Annotated in this window: 12 protein-coding genes and 8 pseudogenes; 8 read left to right on the forward strand and 12 right to left on the reverse strand. The window is 60.4% G+C overall.

Annotated features, from left to right (window positions below):
* Positions 1-391 precede the first annotated feature (391 nt).
* Together NKI79_RS31790 and NKI79_RS31795 are read right to left on the reverse strand one after the other, a co-directional pair.
* The gene (locus NKI79_RS31790; RefSeq protein WP_352807186.1) at positions 392-1,228 is read right to left on the reverse strand and encodes a LuxR family transcriptional regulator; all 837 of its coding nucleotides are present in this window, start codon (positions 1,226-1,228) and stop codon (positions 392-394) included.
* Positions 1,229-1,520: 292 nt separating this feature from the next.
* Positions 1,521-1,682, reverse strand: a pseudogene (locus NKI79_RS31795) (IS481 family transposase); the annotation flags it as partial.
* A gap of 418 nt (positions 1,683-2,100) precedes the next feature.
* On the opposite strand from NKI79_RS31795, the gene NKI79_RS31800 reads away from it, so the two are divergent.
* Complete coding sequence (locus tag NKI79_RS31800; RefSeq protein WP_352807189.1) at positions 2,101-3,219, forward strand: IS630 family transposase; 1,119 nt, start codon at positions 2,101-2,103, stop codon at positions 3,217-3,219.
* Positions 3,220-3,439: 220 nt separating this feature from the next.
* Here NKI79_RS31800 and NKI79_RS31805 read toward each other — a convergent pair.
* The 4 genes and pseudogenes from NKI79_RS31805 to NKI79_RS31820 form a co-directional block, all read right to left on the reverse strand.
* Positions 3,440-4,595, reverse strand: a pseudogene (locus NKI79_RS31805) (transposase).
* Positions 4,596-5,242: 647 nt separating this feature from the next.
* On the reverse strand, positions 5,243-6,085 hold the full coding sequence (locus NKI79_RS31810) for a 2OG-Fe(II)-dependent halogenase WelO5 family protein (RefSeq protein ID WP_352807192.1): 843 nt from the start codon (positions 6,083-6,085) through the stop codon (positions 5,243-5,245).
* A complete protein-coding gene (ectB, locus tag NKI79_RS31815; protein WP_352807195.1) occupies positions 6,075-7,334 on the reverse strand; it encodes a diaminobutyrate--2-oxoglutarate transaminase in 1,260 nt (419 codons plus the stop codon). The genes NKI79_RS31810 and ectB overlap by 11 nt, the downstream gene beginning before the upstream one ends.
* 679 nt (positions 7,335-8,013) lie before the next feature.
* A pseudogene (locus NKI79_RS31820) lies at positions 8,014-8,475 on the reverse strand (PALP domain-containing protein); the annotation flags it as partial.
* Positions 8,476-8,825: 350 nt separating this feature from the next.
* On the opposite strand from NKI79_RS31820, the gene NKI79_RS31825 reads away from it, so the two are divergent.
* Together NKI79_RS31825 and NKI79_RS31830 are read left to right on the forward strand one after the other, a co-directional pair.
* The gene (locus NKI79_RS31825) at positions 8,826-9,086 is read left to right on the forward strand and encodes a hypothetical protein (protein WP_352807198.1); all 261 of its coding nucleotides are present in this window, start codon (positions 8,826-8,828) and stop codon (positions 9,084-9,086) included.
* A 503-nt stretch (positions 9,087-9,589) separates the two neighbouring features.
* Positions 9,590-9,841, forward strand: a pseudogene (locus NKI79_RS31830) (site-specific integrase); the annotation flags it as partial.
* Here the strand turns inward: NKI79_RS31830 and NKI79_RS31835 are convergent.
* Positions 9,767-10,078: a hypothetical protein gene (locus tag NKI79_RS31835; RefSeq protein ID WP_352807212.1), complete on the reverse strand. Its 312-nt coding sequence runs from the start codon at positions 10,076-10,078 to the stop codon at positions 9,767-9,769. The pseudogene NKI79_RS31830 and the gene NKI79_RS31835 sit on opposite strands and share 75 nt — an antisense overlap.
* A 427-nt stretch (positions 10,079-10,505) precedes the next feature.
* Between NKI79_RS31835 and NKI79_RS31840 the strand changes: the two are divergent.
* Together NKI79_RS31840 and NKI79_RS31845 are read left to right on the forward strand one after the other, a co-directional pair.
* A pseudogene (locus NKI79_RS31840) lies at positions 10,506-11,856 on the forward strand (ATP-grasp domain-containing protein).
* A gap of 283 nt (positions 11,857-12,139) precedes the next feature.
* The gene (locus NKI79_RS31845; protein ID WP_502909877.1) at positions 12,140-12,982 is read left to right on the forward strand and encodes an IS110 family transposase; all 843 of its coding nucleotides are present in this window, start codon (positions 12,140-12,142) and stop codon (positions 12,980-12,982) included.
* Between the two features lie 291 nt (positions 12,983-13,273).
* Here NKI79_RS31845 and NKI79_RS31850 read toward each other — a convergent pair.
* Positions 13,274-13,417, reverse strand: a pseudogene (locus NKI79_RS31850) (transposase domain-containing protein); the annotation flags it as partial.
* 124 nt (positions 13,418-13,541) lie between these two features.
* Here NKI79_RS31850 and NKI79_RS31855 point away from each other — a divergent pair.
* From NKI79_RS31855 to NKI79_RS31865, 3 genes and pseudogenes are all read left to right on the forward strand, one after another.
* A complete protein-coding gene (locus NKI79_RS31855; RefSeq protein WP_352807202.1) occupies positions 13,542-14,783 on the forward strand; it encodes a site-specific integrase in 1,242 nt (413 codons plus the stop codon).
* A pseudogene (locus NKI79_RS31860) lies at positions 14,780-15,704 on the forward strand (tyrosine-type recombinase/integrase). Before NKI79_RS31855 ends, NKI79_RS31860 begins: the two are co-directional and overlap by 4 nt.
* Entirely contained in the window at positions 15,701-16,702 is a 1,002-nt protein-coding gene (locus NKI79_RS31865; RefSeq protein ID WP_352807204.1) for a tyrosine-type recombinase/integrase, read from the forward strand. Before NKI79_RS31860 ends, NKI79_RS31865 begins: the two are co-directional and overlap by 4 nt.
* A 255-nt stretch (positions 16,703-16,957) precedes the next feature.
* Here the strand turns inward: NKI79_RS31865 and NKI79_RS31870 are convergent, their stop codons facing one another.
* The 4 genes and pseudogenes from NKI79_RS31870 to tnpB form a co-directional block, all read right to left on the reverse strand.
* Positions 16,958-19,027 (reverse strand): recombinase family protein, encoded by a 2,070-nt coding sequence (locus NKI79_RS31870; RefSeq protein ID WP_352807206.1) that lies wholly within the window; start codon positions 19,025-19,027, stop codon positions 16,958-16,960.
* Entirely contained in the window at positions 19,014-19,202 is a 189-nt protein-coding gene (locus NKI79_RS31875) for a hypothetical protein (protein ID WP_352458677.1), read from the reverse strand. The genes NKI79_RS31870 and NKI79_RS31875 overlap by 14 nt, the downstream gene beginning before the upstream one ends.
* A 305-nt stretch (positions 19,203-19,507) precedes the next feature.
* A pseudogene (tnpC, locus tag NKI79_RS31880) lies at positions 19,508-20,824 on the reverse strand (IS66 family transposase); the annotation flags it as partial.
* Positions 20,825-20,893: 69 nt separating this feature from the next.
* A complete protein-coding gene (gene tnpB / locus NKI79_RS31885) occupies positions 20,894-21,091 on the reverse strand; it encodes an IS66 family insertion sequence element accessory protein TnpB (protein WP_352807209.1) in 198 nt (65 codons plus the stop codon).
* Positions 21,092-21,416: the final 325 nt, after the last annotated feature.

The raw sequence follows: 21,416 nt of genomic DNA on the forward strand, positions 1-21,416 counted from the left end.
CCAAACATCAAGGAGACCTAGGATCAGTCCGAAAAATGGCCGGCTTCAAATCGGAACACCGGCCGCAATGAAATCGGAATGACTGGCCGGCTTCAAATCGGAATCGATGGCCGGCTTCGTCGGAATACGCACTCCCCGCGACCAGATAGCCGAAGACCACCCAGCTTGTTAGGTACACACCGCCCAACCGACGCTTGCTTGCGCGCCGCCTACTTCTTCACGCTCGACAGCATCAGCTTCAGTGCCGCAGCCACTTCGAGCTCGTCCTCCTCTTGATCGATCCGCTTGAGGCTGGCCAAGGAATTAGCATAGCGGTCGTCATGATATCCCTGGCGCCAACAAGATGACGTAAGTAAGAGTATTTAGGTTAGAGGTGGCCTCGTCCATCTTTTTATAATTCGATGATGCCGAAGTTCACGGCTGCTATCGCAGCGACCGTTCTACTGGCGGCGTCCATTTTCCTCATCACATTTTTAATATGGAAGTTGACAGTGTTTACGGAGATCCCCAAAATTACTCCTATTTCCCATGACGATTTTCCTTTCGCCGTCCATAAAATGCACTCTTTTTCTCTCGGAGAAAGGTCAGGGACTTCGTCGACCCCACTTGAACTGGAGAACTCCGCCACCTTCAGATGAAAATGTAACGCGGCAAGTTGCAAGCAAGCCATTGTTTTTTCCGAAAAATCGCGCTCCCAAGGTCGAGCAAAACTCATGATCGCGAAACTGCCATCCGGCCCGTGCAAGGGAACGCTAATGCCTGACCTTAAGCCGAACCTCGCAGCCTCATCGAAAACGCGACGCTCGTCTTCAGTCGTGCTTGCATTGTTATATACCTCGCTCCATCGGAAGGCGCCTACCCGCTTTCGACTCGTTTTCACGATCGGGTCTATTCTGTCATAACTCATTTCGAAACAGCGCTCCTGCCATTGATGAGGATAGGTCAGGGTGGGGGCCGGATGGTGTCGGACCGGCCTCAAGCGTCTTTGGTCGGGCGGGGAGCCATAGGCGATCCACGGGCAACCGAAATTACGTGCAAAACCAGACAACAGATCGAACAACTGCTCGGATTGAGCAATGGCATCACTCTGTTCGAGAAACCGGCCGAGTTCGACGGCAAACGCCACTCTAGCCGCCTTCGGGAAATGCAACGGGACAAAAGAATATCGGTCGGACACTCTGGTTGCCTGCTCTCGAAATCGGGGGGCATTGATCGGCGAGAGTTTCATAATTCTCTGCTCCGCAGCCATTTTGCCGGATGCTTTTCACTGACGCACTAGGATTCCGGCCGTGACGGCTGAGGCTGGGCCCAGTCCTCGGCAAGCCGGAACCGCCAAAAACCTTACCATCTCACTACGTTGCATAAATTATGTTTGCGCTAAGCGTTAGTTTTGCCGATTTTGCAGAATTGTAGTATTGCGGATAATTTAGTCTCAAATGTTGTTATCCTATAAAATATCTGTCGAAACTGGGCCGCATTTCGGCGCATTCCTGGCAGGAGCTTCTTTCTCGAGTTGTCGCGGAGCTTGCATCGCGCTCAAGGCAGCGGTGCAAGCCGCTGCGGCTGAGGTTAGGAATGGCATCCCTCAAGGCAATCCAGCGTATCGTCCAGAGGCAGAAGCGTCTTCTTGCGCATGCCAGGACAATGGCTGCCTCCGCCGGCGTCAGCACCGTGCTTCTGGGCACCAAAATCCCATCGGTTCATCGGATGGCTTGATCCTCGCCGCCCCAATGCCGTGCTTCGATCGCAACTAGTACCTCTGCACAGAGGATTTGACGGGTTCGATGGGTTGCAACCTGGGCAGGCTGTCGGGTTCAATGAGCAGTTCAATGCTGCGCGCGAGGCCCGGTTGCCTGCGGATCAATCCCGCACGCTCAAGGGTGAGCAGCATCTGATGGACGGAAGGCGCTGTGACGCCGAAGAAGCTCTGCAGTCGCGTTCGGCCGGCGAGCGACCGTTGAGCAGGGCGTAGGTCCAGATGAAGGCGAGATACTGGCCCTGCTTTTCGGTGAAGCGGGGCTGGGCTGGCGGCTGGCCGTCAAGTAATTGATTCATTTTCCGATTCTTCCAGAACCTCCACAACCGAAGGAGGTCATCCGGATGAATGTACGCTATCGCGTTGATCTCGACCAACCCGAGCGTGACCAACTCACAGCGATGCTGCGCAGCGGCAAGCATCCGGCGCGCAAGCTCAAGCCGGTCCACCTGCTCGCCGCCGATGCCGGCCAAGGCGACGAGACCATTGCCACGACGGTGGTGGTCGGCGGCTCCACGGTCTACCGCACCAAGCGCCGCTTCGTGGAGATGGGCCTGGAGGCCGCGCTCAGCGAAGAGCCGCGCCCCGGCGCCGACCGCAAGCTGACGGGCAAGGAGGAAGCCTTGCTGGTGGCCACCGCCTGCTCCAGCCCGCCGCCGGGCCGGCGTTGGACACTGGAGCTGCTGGCCGACGCGTTCGTCAAGCTGACCGAGCACGAACAGCTGTCGCGTGAGACGGTGCGCCGGCGCCTGGCCGAGAACGACCTCAAGCCCTGGCGCAAGGACATGTGGTGCATCCCCAAGGTCGATGCGGAGTATGTCGCGCGCATGGAGGATGTGCTCGACCTCTATGCCGAGACGCCCGATCCGAAGCGGCCGGTCGTGTGCTTCGACGAAAGCCCCACCCAGCTCGTCGGCGATGTGCGCCAGCCGATCCCGGCCGCACCGGGAAGGCTGGAGCGCTACGACTACGAGTACAGGCGCAACGGCACCGCCAATCTGTTCGTCTTCCTCGACGCTCACCGACCCTGGCGCAAGGTGAAAGTCACCGAGCGGCGCGCTGCCGCCGATCTTGCCCACGGCATGCGCGATCTCGCCAATGTCCATTATCCCGAGGCCGCCTGCATCCGCGTGGTGCTGGACAATCTGTCCACCCATACGCCGGCCGCCCTCTACCAGGCCCTGCCGCCCTCAGAAGCCCGACGCATCCTCCGAAGGCTGGAGTTCCATTATACGCCCAAGCATGCCAGCTGGCTCAACATGGTCGAGATCGAGATCGGTGTCCTGCGCAGTCAGTGCCTCGACCGCCGCATCGAAAGCCGCGACCGCCTCGTTAGCGAGGCCGCCGCTTGGGAAAACCAGCGAAATAACAGCGGCGACCGCATCAACTGGATGTTCTCAACCGAACAGGCCCGCCTCAAATTGGCGAAAGCCTATCCAAAACCAACCGCCAAAGAGTCATAATCCCTGTGCAGAGCCACTAGTCTTAAGCTAGTGCGCGTCCATAAAGGCCGGTTTTTCTGAGGTTCAAGGGTCCTTTGGCCGCGCAACGGTGCTGCTTGGCAGCGCGTGATGGCACGAGGCGTGCAGATCGCGAGCGAGAGGATTTGCAGCGGCGATGCCAGCATAGGGTATCGGCCGGCGCCCGCCGGCGAGCCCACTGAGCGCGCCCCGATGAGTGGCGTCAGACCGGTTTGAGGCGGGTGAAGAGTGCGAGATTGTAAGCCACCACAGAGGACCAGACATAGGTCCTGAAGTGGCCGAGCCCGCGCCAGGTGCAGCGCCCCAAGCCGTAGGCACGTTTCAGGCAGGAGATGCCGGCCTCGATGCCGGCGCGGAAGTTGCGCAGCTTGCGATAGACCCAATTGCTTTTGACCATGTCTTCGTCTTCGACCTTGAGGCCGCTCTTCTTGTGGAAGGCCATGTCGCGCACACCGCAGGCCTTGGCCCGGCGCAGATTTCGCGGCTGGCATATCCGCCCTCGGCCGCCGCCTGCCGCGGCGCCTGGTTGTAGAAGGCGATGTGGCGCTCAAGCATCGGCAAGAACCGCTCGCTGTCCGCCGGGTTTCCGGCTTCGATGACGAGGTCAAGAATCAGCCCGCGTCGCCCGGTGGTCAAATTGAGCTTGTGGCCATAATCGACGTCGCGGCTGCCCTTGACGATGATGTCGGGGGCCAGGGTTTTGCGGGTGATCTTGAGCAGCTCGCGGTAGTGCTTGACCCGTTTGGGGCGGCCGCGGGCATACTTGATCGTCCGGGCCCGCCTCTTCGCCGCGCGGCAATGATCGTGCCATAGGATGGCGCTGCCAAGTGCATCCGCCTGCTGCAACAAGCGCACCATCACCCGCACGGCATCCCACAATAGGCTGCTGTCGCTCGGCTCGTGGATCAGCGCCGCGGTGACGGTGCTGTCGAGCCGCACGACGCTGCCGGTTTCGACCCCGTGCTGGCGGGCGCTCGTCAGCAGCACTCGATTGATGTCTTCCCAGGTTTCGGCCCGTATGGCGCTGATCGTCTTATGCAGCACCGACTTCTTCGGCCCCACCCCCACGGCAGCCGGGCCAAGGCCCGGAACGAGGCGGAGTCTTCCAGATGGAAGGCCAGTTCCTGATAACTCAACTGGCGGTATTGCTTAAGCAGCGCGCAGCGCAGCGCTGCTTCCGCCGGTAGGCCCGCGCGACCGGTTTCCTTGACCCCATGCCGGCGCAGGTCCCGCGTTACAAGGTTCAACAGGTCCCGATGCTCGTCCAGCCACTGCGACATCGCGCTGAGCTCACGGCCGACCTCGTGTTCGGCGAAAACATCAAATATACTTGCCTGGACGGTGCGTTCTTGGTGCACTGTCGGCTCCGGCGGTTGCAGGTTCCCTTTAGAATCAGTCGCTTGAAACTAAAGCGTACCTGAAACCGCCGGGCTTTGCCCAGGCAAGTATCGCGATTTCTCCAAAAAATTCAGAAGCTTGGCGTTTATGGACGCGCACTAGTCTAGCGAGGACGTTGCGAAGTTGCGCGGGGATCAGACAGACCGACAGATTTGCAAGCCTCAATCGCCAAATGGGAAGCACGCTGGCAGCAAGAGCCAGGGATGCAGGCGGCATACCGGCGGCCTGATCGTGGCTGCGGTCGCCCGGCCTGAACCATCCCGCTCGCGCCGAACTGCTCGGTGAGGAGGTCGAGCTGCTGTGGGGACCCTATATCGACATGGAACCGGGACGGCTGCCTCTGGGTCTACAGGACCGACGTTCCAGATCCTCGGCCTCACGGACTTTGGCCGCGAAAAGCTGACCGACTTCATCCGCGAGCACAAAGCCAATGGCGGCGACCGACCAAAAACGATGATGGCTAAGAGCCCTGGGTCATGACCCCGCGCTTGCTCTTTATCGTCGCCACATCGAAGGCAGCTTTCTGCCTACGCCGGACTTGCGCCAGCGCCTGGCGGAGTGCCAGGTATAGGCAGGCCGTCCACCAGATCGGGCACCCGGTCCAACTTCAGGTCCACCAGAGAACAAGATCCGGGCGTGCGAATCCAAAGAAGCTGTTCAGCACCAGGCGAGGCCTTCCGTTGCCGGATTGACCGGTGACCCCGTGAACGAAACCGCCGTCGATCAGGGCGATATCCCCGGCCCTGAGCTCGAATTCGCGATAAGGAACGGCAGCGAGATATGCCGCCGAGTAGGGATATCCCGTGGTCTCCACACCTTGCGACTTTCGATCGGTGACCGTCGGCTTATGGCTCCAGAGCCGCAGGTTGCCACCTTCCTCGGCCATGCTGGGATAAAAGTTGAGTGCTGCGACGGTGTTGTGCGCCACCGAAGAAAGCTCGTAATCGTTCCCAGCCCATAACACTTGAGCGACATCGTCGTGGGGGTCCAAGGAAAACGTGCCGCTGCCAGACCAGCTGAGAGCGCGACAAACATTAGCCTGACCGTGCTCCGAACGGGCCATCCGCAATTCAATGCCCTGTTTGTGAAGCTCGCGCTTCAACGCGTCGAACAATCCGCGGACCGGATCAACCAAATTGCCAAAAAGGGCGTCGACGTGTGGTCGCACAGTTTCCGATGCTGTGAAATAGCTGGCTGCATCCTTCCTGTAGTGGGAAGCGCCGACATATTGTCCGGGGACGCCATCTTTACGCTCCCTGCGACCGGAACTGTCAACAAAGTTCGCAGTGATTTCTTCCGCTATTTCCGTACTGAAAGCTTGCTTGACGTGCAGAGCGGTGATCTCACCTTTCAGGACTGAGACGATTTCCCCAGTGCTGATTGAGCCGGTTCGTTCTTTGATTGTAGGAGGCGAGATGGCAGGCGATGGAGATGCTTGGTTAGTGCCCATTGGCTTGCTCCTTTAGTGCGTGATCTAGGATGGCGATGCCATGATCAAGTTCGACATCGGTGATGGTTATCGGCGGCAGGACTTTGATGACGTCGCGATTTGGTCCTGAAGATTCGATCAGCAGGCCATTTTCGAATGCGACATCATGCACACGGCCGACAACGGACTGTGAATGGCATTTGAGACCGGCCATCAGACCGCGGCCGCGCTTTTGTTCGATGCACGTGGGAAATTTCGCAACTAGGCTGTCAAGGTGTCTTTGCAGTTTGGCGGCTGTCCGGTCAACGCCTGCAGTGAACTGCGTGTCGGACCACAGTTTGCACATCGCCCCTGCAGTCACGAAGGCGAGATTGTTGCCTCTGAAGGTCCCGCTATGTTCTCCGGGATTCCAAATGTCCAGGTCGGGACGAATAAGAACAATGGAGAACGGACTACCTGAACCGCTTAGGGATTTTGAAAGACACACGATGTCGGGTTCGATTTTCGCGAACTCGAAGGAGAAGAAATTGCCCGTACGTCCCGCACCTGCCTGAATGTCGTCTACGATCATAACAACGCCGTGCTTACGGCAAATGCGCTGAATTTCTGTAAGCCAAGCTGCGGATGCGGCGTTCATGCCGCCTTCTGCCTGGATGGTCTCCAGGATGATTGCGGCGGGCTTTTCTATGCCGCTCCCTGGGTCGCCCAAAACCCAGTCGATGTAACTGGCGGAATCGAAAGCTTGGCTCGGATAGCCGTCATAAGGGACACGGATCACATCGTGGCGAGCAACGCCGCCTAGTTCCCTGGTCGACGCCGAACCCGAGACCGCCAGAGAGCCGAGCGACATACCATGGAACGCATTCGTGAAGGCCATGACGCTTGAGCGGCCAGTATATTTTCGCGCCAGCGCCAGCGCCGCTTCGTTGGCGTTCGTGCCGGTCGGCCCAGGAAATTGTATCTTGTAGGATAGCCCCCTGGGCTTCAGGATCGAGTCCACAAACACTTCGATGAATTCACGTTTTGCGACTGTATGCATGTCGAGCGATAGAAGAATGTTCTCGCCGACGAGATACTCAATCGCTGGCGCAATAATATTCGGGTTGTTGTGCCCGTAGTTGAGGGCTCCCGATCCAACGAGGAAATCGATATATGGGTTACCGGCCTCATCCCAGATTGTCGCTCCAAGGGCCTTCTTAAAGACTGTAGGAAACGACCGTCCGTAGCGGCAAACATTAGACTCATAGGCTGAAAAAACGTCGGTATTCATTGGCGCCCCCTGCATGCAGATCATTTAACGTAGACAGGACTTGACAGAATGGAGATAGGACCTGCGCGGCACCTCAACTGCTGTACAGACAACTGGAACCTCCACTTCGCGCTGCTCTGCATGCCGGTATCTCTATCTCTCGGTCAATGCATTGGAACGAGTTCGATCCTAAAGTTTTCTGACAGGCGTCGACACTACGGCATGTGGTAGTTGACTGCTTGTGGCTTGCAAATGCGCCTGCCGTTTGCGGAGCCGCACAGAGAACGCCCTTTGTATGTCAATCGGGGGTCGACCTGGTTGACCCGGTCGGCCTCAGGAAGGTTCCGCAATGGCGGCAACCACGCCTGAGTTGGCTGTCATCGGGAATAGGCACTTTGGCCAGTTTCGGGACCGCGTCGTAGGGGCTGACTGGCTCGCTCATGTTAGTGCAAGATTGTGCGTTTTGTTCACGCAGGTCGCATACTCGTTGGCACGATTTATCTCGTCTGGAAGCGGGGCTGGTGCAAGCGTATGTTCCAGACACGCTGCTGAGCCCGCGGGACACGAGCCTACGCGAGGCAACATGGCTCCCCGCGAGCAGAGGCACGCTGAAGCCGTTCTAGATTTGCTGAGACTGACACTCGATCGAACCTATGATGTATTGCCGTACAGGGCGGGCGAAATCGTTATCTGTCGAGCGTCAGCCGTTGCGAAAGGCGTAGCCGTACCCGTTGATCGCCGCCGCGCCGCCAAGATGCGCGTGGAGCCTTCGAGCCCCTGGAAAGAAGGCGCCTTTCCCTACAAGGATTTTCCCTCATAGACGGGTTCGGCAATTATGCCCTCGAGCCGCGCGCACTGCCGGATGGCCCCTATGCGCCTTGGTTTGGGTGGGTGTAGCGGAGGCATCGATACCGATCACGTTGCCCTGTCGAGTGTCGTTGGCAAGTCCGACGAGGCATGCCGGCATGCCTCGAGCAGCGTAACCATGCAAACGACAATGTAGTCGAAGGCAGATCCAAGCTGTTTCTCCTGAGCCCGCACCTCCTCCGCGACCGACATAGCCGAGACCACCCTTCGGGTGAACAGACGCGCCAGCTGGTATTGCATAGGGTCTGCCGTCCTTTGCCTTGACCTCGTAGAGCGGTTTTTCCCAACTGTGGCGTCCAAAACTGACCCGGATCTGGAGTGGGTCCCTCGGGTCGGACAGAGTCAGGCCGCTGATTTGACCATTTGCCGGGCGTGTTGATCCTCGATTTGCATTGGAGGGAGATAGCCGAGTGCTGAGTGAAGCGTCGGCGGTTGTAGACTTCCTCAAGGAAATTCGGAATTCTGTAGAGCGCAGGATTATGCTGAGTCCGCAGTGGCCGGAGTGACTTCGTCCTCCTGTTACAATAGTTTCGACTACAAGACAGGGTTCTCACCCGACTCAATTGTTGTCGTCTCTGGTTGTTCTTCTGACATGAGAGGAGACTGCCGAAGTCGAGCGAAGCTCTGCCGGAATGCTCACAACTGATGGACTCGGCCGCCTTGCGTCCGTTCGTCGAAGCGTTCACGAACCGATTGGTGAGCTTGGGATATACCCGCCTGACCGTCTCAGGCTACCAGGACTCGGCGCGTCATTTCGGACAGTGGTTGCGGCTCACGAAGATCGCCGTCGCTGCAGTTGATGACGATGCCGTTCGCCGCTTTGCGCGGCATCGATGCCGCTGTCCCGGCATCCGCCGGGTCGATTATCTTTCCGCCAAATACGTGAACCGGGCGCCTCGTTTGTGAGCTTTCTAAGCGGAATGCGGAGTGGTAATGCCGTTGAGGCAGGATGCGTCGCGCGCCCTTGACGACCAGATCCTTGCATTCCAAACCTGGCTGAGACGGCACCGGGGGATTTCCGAACGCACCATTTGCCGCTATGGCCGTATGGTTATGCGGCTGCTTCCCGCTCTCGGTCGAGATCCAAAGCTGCACGATGCCGGTCTCTTCGGCAAGTGGTCCTTGACGAGGCCCAACGAAGCTCGCGGGCCTACCTCAAGACGATGACGATGGCGCTGAGGGGCTACCTTGGATATCTCGCTGCCCGAGGTTTATGCCAACCAGGCCTTCATCAGGCCATCCCGGCGGTCCCGCAATGGCGATCTATGGGCATTGCCGCCACATCTCCACCGCGGAAATGGATCGGGTGATCGCATCGTGCAATGTCACGACGTCGCGGGGCATCCGCGACTGTGCGATCCTGCTTCTGCTCGCGACGTCTCGGCCTACGTGCCTGTAACGTTCGGGACATGCGCCTCGACGACATCAACTGGCGGAAGGGAATCTTACCTGTCCGCGGCAAAGGGCGCCGCGAGATCCGGCTTCCGCTCCCCCAGGCCGTCGGCGACGCGATCATCGATTACCTCGAGAAACGCGTCCAGACGCCGCCTGCGAGATCAGATTTACCTCCGGAAAGTTGCACCGCATCAGCCACTGTCGAGTTCGAGCGTCTCAACATTGTCAGACTCGCGCGTGAGAGGGCGGGCATCGACGAAGCTCCTTCCAGAGGCGCCAATGTGCTCCGGCATTACGCAGCGGCTGCCATCCCGCGGGCTGTCGCCACGCTCAACAGGATCGGAACCCGTGCTTCGCCATCGCTCGCACCCTCCCCACAGCAACGGCGTAATCGGCTGCTGAATGTCCGCCACTTTGCGCAGGCAGTCGCCGCCGAGGATCGGCGCCACGAGATCCCGGCAGCCGACGTTGCGCTTGCGGAAGCCCTTGGCTGCTTCGATCATGCTGGCTGCGACCCATCTGAGGGCCATCTTGCCATTGCGCCTCCGGTTCACATTGCGCGTGACCGGCCTCGTTCCAAGATCGACCAAACGCGGCCCGCCGATAATTGACCCGGAGCTAGGTCCCAAGCTGGGGCCCAGGGCCTATCCCGAGGAGAAGCGAGTGCCCCCCGGGGCCACACGGTCCGAAAAAAACGCAACAGGAGCTTGACCTCAACAACCCCAATCAGAGAAGCCTGCTAATAGGCACCAGCACTAAGCAAGCAGGACCATTGACTGGTCAAAATTAACAAATTTCTCAACTAAATTTATAGAACTTTACGACCGCAGATCGCTGTCAATGCTATGTTGAGCGCAAAGTCTGAGGCAGGCAGGGCTGAAGGCCTATTACGGTCATACCGCCGCACAGCCCGCGAGTGAGGTAATGCCAATGGTAAAAAAAGCGCTCATCCTGATTGAAGGTCATAGGGTTAATGGTCAGCTATACGTCCAAGCGGCCCGGCGTCTTGGTCTTCATCCGATTACCCTGTCGGCTGATCCAGCTCGGTACGACTATCTTGCGGCGGAAAGCGCTGAGGCAATCCGTGTCGATACAGTTAGTCTTGGTGCGCTGACCCACGAATGTTCCCTGCTAGGTGCGAAATATCAGATTGCTGGCATTACGGGCTTTTCGGGCGACGACGACTTGGCCTACGTTATGGCAAGCAAGCTCTGTCGGCACTTCGACCTACCAGGACCGAACCCGGCATCAATTGAACGATGCTGCAACAAATTCACTCAACGTCAGCTCCTTGCGGAGGCCCACGTTCCAGTCCCCGCTTATCTCTTGGCAGCGAATGCGGTGGAGATTGAAAGCGCTGCCGTGGACATCGGGTTGCCGGTGGTCCTCAAGCCAGCCTTAGGCAGCGGCAGCATTGGAGTCCGTTTGTGCCGCAACGTCGATGGGTTGGCGGAACATGCGATATATCTATTGGGCGGGAACCACCACCTACGGCGGTCCTCGCCGAGAATACTGGTCGAAGAATTCGCGCAAGGCCCACACTATGCCGTTGACCTAATGGGAAATGAAGTCATTGGGATTGCCGCTGGTAAATTCGGCCGCCCGCCCCATTTCGTCTTTCGTGAGTACACCCATCCGGCCCCGCTGAACGATGAGGACCATAAACGTATCGCCGATATTTCGGTGAGCTGTTTGCAAGCACTCAACCTTGGCTGGGGGCCAACCCAACATTGAATTCCGGTTGACGCAGCTTGGTCCAGTCGTCATTGAAGTAAATCCGCGTCTTGCGGGTGGGCCCAATCCTCGACTGGTTCAACTGGCTTACGGTGTCGATTTGATCACCGAGCACATCAGGCTTGTCATCGGCGAGGAATGGGATTTGCACAAAAGATATTCCCATACTGCGGGCGCGCGGTTCTTGGTGCCTGATCGCGATGGCATCCTCGATTGGATCACTGGCGACCGTCATGCGGCTGCTGTACCAGGTGTTGCAGAAGTCGAGTTGTATGTTAAACCCAAGACGCCGATCGCCCTAAAAGGCGATTACCATGATCGCATCGGGCATGTCATTGCCGCTTCACCCAGCCTTGCTCAGATCGAGGCGATACTTGAGCGTGCCGTCGACTCAATTAGTTGCTCGATCTCACCATTTCCGACCCTTGGCGAACAACGACCGTCAGAAGCCCCACACCTTGCCGCACAAGCGGGCGTGGCGCCCCCCAAAAAGTCAGTAGAACATTCGTCACTCAACAACATGGGGTCGCGTTTACCATCCACTTGATTCCTTGAGACCTTTTACCAACGCGTCCAAACTCCAGCGTTGCTTGCCGCGAGCTGTCCGCTATTGGCAAATGGCGCTTCCAACGCAGCATCGGTGGCGATTTAATACCATGAAATCATAACATCGATCCAAAAGGGCATACGCTGTCGATACACCCGGTGATCCTGGCGCCGTGACGTAAGACCGTATGTCCGCCTCTGCCGATGAGGTGGCTCGCCCTACACTGCGCGTCCGAGGGTTGCTCGGGCGGGCCGAGCCGATCCTCACCACAGGAGGACGAGCCGTGGCAGATTATAGAGAAGCATTTGTCGGAATCGATGTTGCGAAGCTGAAGAACGCTATTGCGATTGCGGAGGCAGGCCGGGAAGGAGAGGTTCGTTTCTTCGGTGAGGTCGACGCGTCGGCCACCAGCATGCGGCGGGTCATAGGCCGGATCGCCAGCCGCTTTGATTACGTACATTTCTGCTATGAGGCTGGGCCGACCGGGTACGGCCTTTATCGCCTGATCCGGTCGCTCGGGCACGAGTGCACCGTGGTTGCACCATCATTGATACCGAGGAAGCCCGGCGATCGGGTGAAGACGAACCGCCGAGACGCCATTTCCCTTGCCCGGCTATTGCGCGCCGGCGAGCTGATCGCGGTGTGGGTTCCCGATGAAGGGCACGAGTCCATACGGGATCTTGTTCGCGCGCGGGCGGCCGCGGTCGAGACGCTACGGGTCCATCGCCAGCAGGTGAGCGCATTCATGCTCAAGCACGGCCGTAGCTATCCGCGAAAGAAGAGCTGGACGATGCGCTATCTACGCTGGCTTCAGGAACAGCGGTTCGATCATCCCGCGCAGCGCGGCGGCATCACAAAGGCAGGCAACGGTCGGGTGCGCCACATGTTGGTCGAGAGCGCCTGGACTTATCGACATCCGCCCAAGGTCGGGAAGGCGAAGCTATACCGATTAGAGCAGGCGCCACCGAAGGTGCGTGAGATCGCCTGGAAGGCGCAGTCCCGACTGACAGCCCGCTACCGCATGCTGAGCGCTCGGGGCAAACGGACAACGGTCGTCTGCACCGCGATCGCCCGTGAACTGGTCGGCTTCATGTGGGCAGTCGCAAGGGAGGCGCGCGTCACCTGATCGCTCGCCGCGACGACGCACATCTCGCGCATGGGCCGAGGCGGGACCACGGCAGGGGAATGCCCGTCAGACGCTTTGTGGCCGGCGAACCGCCGACGCCCGCAGTAAGATAGGAACAGCCCCGGACGCACAATCGGGAATGCGGTAGCCAACCCGCGCATCAGAGCTTGATCACCGACGTCCTTCAGTTCCGCCTCCACCCATGCGCGATCATCAGAATGAGCAGCCGTTCCTCGGATCGGGCGACCTCCTGCGTTCCAAACCTTGACAGCGGACATCAGAGCGGTGTTCTCAGGCCACGGCCCTTAGCTCGGGCGCCCGGATGTAGGTCAAAGGCAGCAGGTCGTCGATCCGGCTGTTCGGATGGCTGTTGACGATCCTGGTGAGTACGTCGGCGAGGTAGCCGAGTGGCTCGACGCCATTGAGTTTGCAGGTTTATGCCGACCGCCAAACTATGCCGAGTGAGCAAGTTTTTACCAACACTTTCCTCAACGTAGCGGTAGCTGAATCGGCATAGCTTAGGCTCTCTCCGTCGCAATTGACGCGAAGGAGAGGACACATGAATGCAAGTGACTACCTGCAACGCAGCACACTGTTTCGGAAGCTGATCCACGGGCCGTATGGCGAGTTTGCACGCGTTTATGCGGGCAGATTGTCGGATGAAGGCTTCGGTCAGCAATGCACATGGCGATCGCTAAGCCTATTTCGTGAGCTGAGAGACTGGCATCTCGGCAACGGGCACGATCTCCAGGATTTAAACGAAGATCATGTCGAGCGGTTTCTTGAGCACCGTTCCAAACACTGGAGCATCGATTCGGGCGACCGCGCTGCGCTCCGGCGCTTGCTTGCCGCGTTACGGCAAGAAGGCTTGATACCAGCCGCCCTTCCGATTGAGCGCACGGAGCACGAGCGGATTGTTGATGTGTTCGCGGCTTACCTCACGAGTGAGAGAGGGCTCGCCGCCTCGACGGTGGAAAGTCACAAGCTGCTCTCACACCGATTTCTGCAGGAGGTCTGTCCGGCTGGCGCAGATGGGTTTGCAGCGCTCACCCCGGAGATCGTCATCGGCTATGTCGAGCGACATGCTCTCGATGGCTCCGCCGACAGCGGCAAAGCGATGTGCGGGGTGGTGCGCACCTTCCTGCGCTATTTGCATCTGAAGGGCTTCATTTCGGTAGCCTTGGCCGATTGTGTGCCGTCGATCCGTCGCTGGCGGCTTGCTGGCCTGCCAACCTTCCTGCCACCACAGAAGGTTCAGTTGGTTCTCGATGCCTGCGATCGGACCACGGCAATGGGGCTTCGCGACTATGCGGTTCTGATGGCGCTGGCCAAGCTCGGCTTGCGCGCCAGCGAGGTTGCTGCGCTCAGTCTTGACGATATCGATTGGCAGTCGGGCAGTGTCCTCGTCCATGGCAAGGGACGGCGGCAAGCGATGATGCCACTACGCCACGACGTCGGTGCAGCTGTCGTCGCCTACATCCGGCATGGGCGACCGGCTTCAGCGTGTCGCCGATTATTTCTGCGAATGCTTGCTCCGCACGTCGGCTTTGCCTCCGGCTGCGCCATCACGATGATCGCGAAGGAGGCCCTCGAGCGGGCAGGTATTCACGGCTATGCGCACCACGGCGCGCACCTCTTCCGCCACAGCCTTGCGACCGACCTGCTGCGGTCGGGGGCCAGCTTTGCTGAGATCCGCCAGTTGCTTCGTCACCGGAGCATCGACAGCACGAGGATCTATGCCAAGCTCGACATCGAGAAGCTGCGCGAACTGAGCCTGCCGTGGCCGGGAGGTGCCCAATGAGACGTCTTCGAACAGCGCTCGAGCGCTATGTGGGCATGCGCCAGGGGTTGGGATACAAGTACCACGGGCCCGCTCGACGGTTGTCGGATTTCGTCACCTTCATGGAGGCTCGCGGCGCCGAGACCATCACCACGGCGCTGGCAATGAAGTGGGTGACGTTGATCGGCCGACAACCGAGTTGGTCCATCCGCCTGACCGATGTGCGCTGCTTCGCTCAGCACCTCGCTCATTTCGACCCCATGACGGAAGTGCCACCTCAAGACGCTGTGCCGCCGGCGCGGCGGGCAAAGCCCTACATCTATACCGATGCTGAGATCACGGCGCTTCTGGCGGCGGCACTGGCGCTGCCGCCGGCCAACGCCCTCCGTCCCTGGACATATCATTGCCTGTTCGGATTGATAGCGGTCGCCGGGCTACGCCAATCCGAAGCGCTGGACCTGCGCCGAGACGACGTCGATCTCGACCAAGGTGTCCTCACCATTCGGGAGACGAAGTTCGGCAAGTCGCGGCTGGTCCCGCTCCATGCCACGACGGTCGCCGTGCTGTCGGGACTACGCCGCGCGACGCGACGCGCATCTCGTCGCGCCTCGTAGCCCCTATTTCTTTGTCGCCGAGCAGGGCGGCAGATTGCTGCACCAATACGTGCACCGAGTGTTCTGGCAGCTGTCGCGACAGATCGGTCTGCGGCAGCGGGGACAGCGCAATGGTCCGCGGGTTCACGATCTTCGTCACCGTTTCGCCGTCCAGGTCCTGACCAACTGGTATCGTGCGGGCGAGGATGTCGAGCGGGAACTGCCGGTCCTCTCGACCTTTCTCGGCCACGCCAATGTTCGCGACACCTACTGGTATCTATCCGCCGCGCCGGAGCTAATGACCCATGCTGCGCGACTGCTGGATGAGCGGTGGGAGGTTCGCTCATGAGCGCCTCGAAGGATCTGGCCGTGCTGATCGAGCGGTGGTTCACCGATCGGCTCATGCGACATCGAGGCGTAAGCTCCAACACCATCGCCTCCTATCGCGACACCTTCCGGCTCCTGTTTGCATTCGCGCAGACACGCCTTGGCAGGTCTCCGACGCAGTTGACGCTGCGGGATTTGGACGCGCCTTTCATCGGCGCATTTCTGGAGGACCTCGAGACACTGCGGTCCGCCTCAGTGAGGACCCGGAATCTCCGCCTCACAGCCATTCGGTCTTTCTTCAGATATGCGTCGTTCGAGGAGCCGGCCCATAGCGCTCAGATTCAACGCGTGCTCGCGATCCCGAGCAAGCGATGCGACAAGCGACAACTTCAGTTTCTCACCAGGCCCGAGATTGAAGCGATCCTGGCCTGTCCGGATCGCAGCACATGGCTGGGACGGCGTGATCACACTCTGCTGTTGCTGGCCGCGCAAACAGGCCTGCGGGTCTCGGAGATCATCGATCTCAACCGGGACTCGGTCATGCTGGGGCACGGTGCCCACGTGCGATGCGTTGGCAAGGGCCGCAAGGAGCGAAGTACGCCGCTCACCAAGGTTGCACAGCAAGCCCTTCGGGGCTGGCTCAACGAGCCCAGGAAACGGGGCGCAACGGCTCTCTTTCCGAACATGCACGGCGGCAGGCTGAGCGCCGACGGCGTGCAGGCGCTGCTGAACAAACATGTCGCCAAGGCTCGCGAACACTGCGTCATCCTCCGCTCGAAGCGGGTGTCGCCTCATGTTTTGAGGCACAGCGCTGCCATGGAGCTGCTGCAGGCGGGCGTCGATTGTTCGGTCATCGCCCTATGGCTGGGCCATGAGGCGATGGAAACGACGCTGACCTATCTTCACGCACATCTTGAGCTGAAGGAATCCGCACTTGGCAAGCTGAAGCCATACGAACGCGCAAAGGCCGAACGATTTCGGCCAAACGACCGACTTCTTGAATTCCTGAACGCCCTTTGAGCATGAGAACTATGCCGAGTGTCAACGACCGGCTCTCGGTCGAAATGGCGGGCAAAGCGCTTCATACCGCCATGATCGGAAGAGGCGCTCGGCATAGTTTGGCGGTCGGCATAAACCTGCTTATGCCGCGCGCGGCATAAGCAGGTCTCAATCAGCGACGCAATGACTGCCCAGTGTTCGGGGCCGCCGTCCGAGCCAGCGAAGAGCGCGTTCTTGCGGTTGAGCCCGAAGACCGATTCATTATGCACCTCCTTTTCAAATGGCGGAAAACAGCGATTCTTGGTTGTCGTCGTGGATGCGACGCGGAGTATTGCGCGCCAAATCGGCCTTGATCCGTTCGTCTTCGAGGTCGCTGGCGCGGATCTGGTAGGGCGCGCCGCGCATGACCTGCTCGGCGGGCAAGAGGCCATCCCTGATGAACCGGCGGATTTTGACGTGCGAGACTCCAAGCCGGGCGGCCGCGTCCGACATGGTGAGCCACTCGCCATGCTTGTCGGAAGAGCGATAGCCGCTGATCTTGTGCACCGTGCGCAGCGATTGGACGCGACGCGCGGTCCAGGTCTTTCCCTGACCGGTCTGCATGCCCATGCGGTTGAGTGTGGCAGCGATTTCGGCATCCGACCACCGGGTTGCCATGGATCGCATGATCGCCAGAGCCTCCTCAGGCGTACGCTGGCCATGCTCTCCGGATTTGGGCTTGCGAACCCGTACCTGCGAGTGCTGGCCTCCATGCCAGTGGATGGTCAAGATCACGTCGCGCGCATCGTCATCGACATCCGCCACGATGTCCTTGATGAGCGCGCGCAGCAGTTGCTGACGACAGCGCATGTCGACACCCGGCGCATTCCAGGTGGCCTTGAGATCCTGGGCGAGGCCCGTGAAGTCCGGAACCGCGTCGACAGGCTCCACACGCTGGACTTCGCTCAGCCGGGCCTCGCAGGTCTCCACGCGCCTGAGCGTGGCTTCCCAACTCCTCTCGAGCTGGGCCGCAATAAGCCGGTTCTCCGGGTCGCAAGCGGCATAGCGGCGCTCGGCGAGCGATGCCTCGTAGCGCGCCTGCTGCAGGTCCAGCTCGATCATCTGCCGGCGCCTGGCCTCGCTCTCCAGCTGCATCCGTTCAGCCTCCAACGCCACTTCGATCGCCATCGGCGCAACCGCCTCCAGCGCTTCGCGGGTCACCGCCGGGTCGGTGCGAAAGCCGTTGAACGACATGCATCGCGCCTGGGCCATCATGCGGTTGCCGCGCTCGCAGCGATATACCGGATAACCTTGGCCGCGTCCGGCATACATGACAACCAGTCTTCGCCCGCATCGACCACAGGAGATGAGACCCGGGAGCATCGCGCGACCGCCGCGGCCCGACTTGACGCCGCCGGCTTTGCCATAAGCGTTGGCCGCGAGCAGTTCCTGGTTCCGTTCGTACTCGCTCCATCCGATGTAGCCTTCGTGATGGTCCTTGAGCACCACCGCCCACTCGCTAGCCGGCTTGTAATGGCCATAGCTCTTGCGAACGCGGCCATCGACGATCTCAGTGCGCTTCTCGCTCTTACCATAGACATAGGCGCCGGCGTAGAATGGGTTCTTCAGGATCGAGATCACGTTGCGGTAGCGGATCGGAACCCAGTCGAAGGAGACCATCTTCTTGCCATCGGAGGGTCTGGGGAAATGCACGTCATCGTCGATCATCGAGATCAGGACCTGGCGCGCACTGCCGAGTTCGCGGAAGCGCGTGAATATCAGGCGAATGGTCTCCTGCAGGCGCATGTCGGGATCGAACCCGAGACCGTAATCGCGGTGCCAGACATAGCCGAAGGGCACGGAGATGCGCAGTTCTCCGCGCTGTGCCTTGGCGCGGGCGGCCTCGTACATGCGGGCACGCAGCACGCCGAGCTCGAACTCGCTGATGCTGCCCTTCATACCGAGCAGCAGGCGGTCGTTCGGCAATCCCGGATCGTAGACTCCGTCCAGATCGATCACGCGTGCATCGACTTCGCCGCACAACTCGAGCAGCCGATGCCAGTCCGGCCCGTTGCGCGACAGGCGGGACGCTTCCAGGCAAAGCACGGCGCCCACATGGCCGGTGCACAGATCGTCGACCAGGCGCTCGAAACCGGGACGCTCCACAGCCCCGCTTGCGGTTCGTCCCAGATCCTCGTCGATCACCTCTACTTTGCGGAATCCCCAGCGCCGCGCGACCTCGACAAGCTCATATTGCCGACGCTGGCTCTCAAGGTTGAGCTGGACCTGCGCCTGAGTGGACTGACGCACATAGACGACGGCCTTGCGCTTGAGGATGGCAGTCGGAATCAGATTACCGCTCGTCATCGCAGCTCTCCTCCTCCGTTGCCACGCCGGCGGCGGCCATCAGTACGTTGGCGAGCCGGGCGATCACTATGGTCCGTTGCGCTGAACTCAGCCCGTTCAGCTTCTCCGAGTCGAGCGGCAAGCTGAGTTGGCGAACGACCACGAGAGATCGTGTCGGGGGTGGCAGGGTTCTCATGTTGCGCCTCCGCGATGGTGAAACCATCCGAAGAGCCTCGCCGGAAACGGCGTTCGATCAAGAGCTTGTGCAGCTCAAGCAGCGCGGCAAGCGATACGCGCGGGGGGCCCAGGTCCATCGCCGCGCAAGCCACGGGATCGATCATCCAGGCCGGAGCGGTAATGACATGCCCGGGCGCGACGACGAGATGAATGATCCGGCCGTTGGCGCGCTCTTCGCTGTTCTCGCAGCGAAGCCGACGTCCGAAATACGGGTGCCAACGGTAATGGACCTCGACCTCCTGCCCAACATGGGCAGAATGACCCCGAGATGGCAATCGGGCGCAGGGCTCGCTCGGCGGCATTGTTGTCCATGGCGACGCGGCCGTCTTCGAGGAAGCGTGTCAGGCCTTGCCAGCGCGAGAGCGTGTAGCGGATCGCCTGGGCGAGCTTTGTCTTCTGGCTGATCAGGCCGAGCTTCTCGCGTAGCCAGAGTTCAAGATCGGCGACAATGGCACGGCTATTTTCCCGACGTACCGCACGGCGTTGATCGGCCGATCGGCCGCGGATATCATCCTCTATTCTGTAGAGCTCGGCGATCCGTCTCAGCGCCTCGCCGGCGATCGGCGCGGGACCGGCTGCCGCCAGTTCATAGAAGCGTCGGCGCACGTGTGCCCAGCAGAAGGCGAGCGTCACGTCGCTCTTGTCGGCCAGCACACGATAGCCGCCATAGCCATCGACCTGCAGGATTCCAGTGAAGCCTGCGAGATGAGCGATCGGACGCTCGGCCTTCCGGTCGGGCGCATAGACATAGGCGACGCCCGGCGGGTCGCCGCCTTCCATGGTCGGTCATCGCGGGCATAGGCCCAGAGCTGCCCAGTCTTGGTCTTGCCGCGGCCGGGATCGAGCACCGGCGCCGTGGTTTCGTCAGCAAAGAGCTTCGGTGAAGTCTTCAGCTTGCCAAGCAGCCGCTCATGCACCGGACGCAGATGCCAGGCGGCGCGGCCGACCCAGTCGGCGAGCGTGGAGCGATCGAGATTGATGCCCTGCCGGGCGTAGATCTGCGCCTGACGATAGAGCGGCAAGTGATCGGCATATTTGGAGACCAGCACCTGGGCGACCGTCGCTTCGGTCGGAAGACCACCTTCGATCAGCCGGGCGGGCGCCGGAGCCTGAACGACAACGTCCTCGCAGGCGCGGCAGGGCATATTTGGGCCGGCGCACGACGATCACACGCAGCTGCGACGGCACGATGTCGAGCCGCTCGCTCACCTCCTCGCCGATGCGATGCAGACCATTGCGGCAGCACGGGCAGGCTTGATCCTCGATGTCGATGACCATCTCCACGCGCGGCAGATGGGGTGGCAGCGCGCCGCGGTTCGCTCGGCGCTTTGCGACACGCGCCTGACGTTCTCCAAGAGTGGTCTGTGCCTGCTCTTCGTCACCCGCGGCCTCGATCTGTTCGGCTTCCTCAAGCCCCAGCAGAAGCTGGTCTTCGGGCAGCGTCTCGGCACGCCGGCCGAAGCGGTGGCGCTGCAATTCCTTGATGATTTGGATCAGCCGGGCGTTCTCGACGTCGCGCGCCAGGATCATCGCCTTCAGCGCGTCCGGATCGTCGGGAAGCTGGTCAGCAGTCATCGCCATGACCGGATCAGACCATATTCGACGACAGCCCGCGACAGCGGAATCCAGACTGATTCACTTCGTCGCGGGTCAGCCGGCCTGGGCTGGAACGCGGGTCCGGCGCGCCTCATGGACGCACCGCCAGTCGAGACCTTCGAGTAGCGCCGAGAGCTGCGCGGCCGTCAGCCGCATCATGCCGTCATGTACTTTCGGCCAGCGGAACTCCCCATCCTCCAAACGCTTGGCATAGAGGCAGACGCCGGTGCCGTCCCAGAAGATCAGCTCGATCCGGTCTGTTCGCTTCGCCCGGAAGACGTAGACGGCCCCGCTGAACGGTTATGTGGCGCGCCACATAACCATTCTTATGTGTCGGGCGAGATTATGTGGCGGAGCTGCGCAGATGCCGGACAAGCCTGCCAAGCCTGGAATCCTCCGCCACATAATATTTAGATGCTGTTCAGCAGTTGCAGAACGGCGTCGTTCGGCCGGAAGCGCGCGCCGTGGTCGCCGGCGACGCCCGCCTTCTCGAGTCCGTTGCGCATCATCTCGACATCCGCGGCGGCATAGCGGTGGGTCGTGGCGACCTGTGCGTGCCCGAGCCAGGCTTGGATCG

Source organism: Mesorhizobium sp. M0340 (assembly GCF_040321535.1).
Taxonomy (GTDB): Bacteria; Pseudomonadota; Alphaproteobacteria; order Rhizobiales; family Rhizobiaceae; genus Mesorhizobium.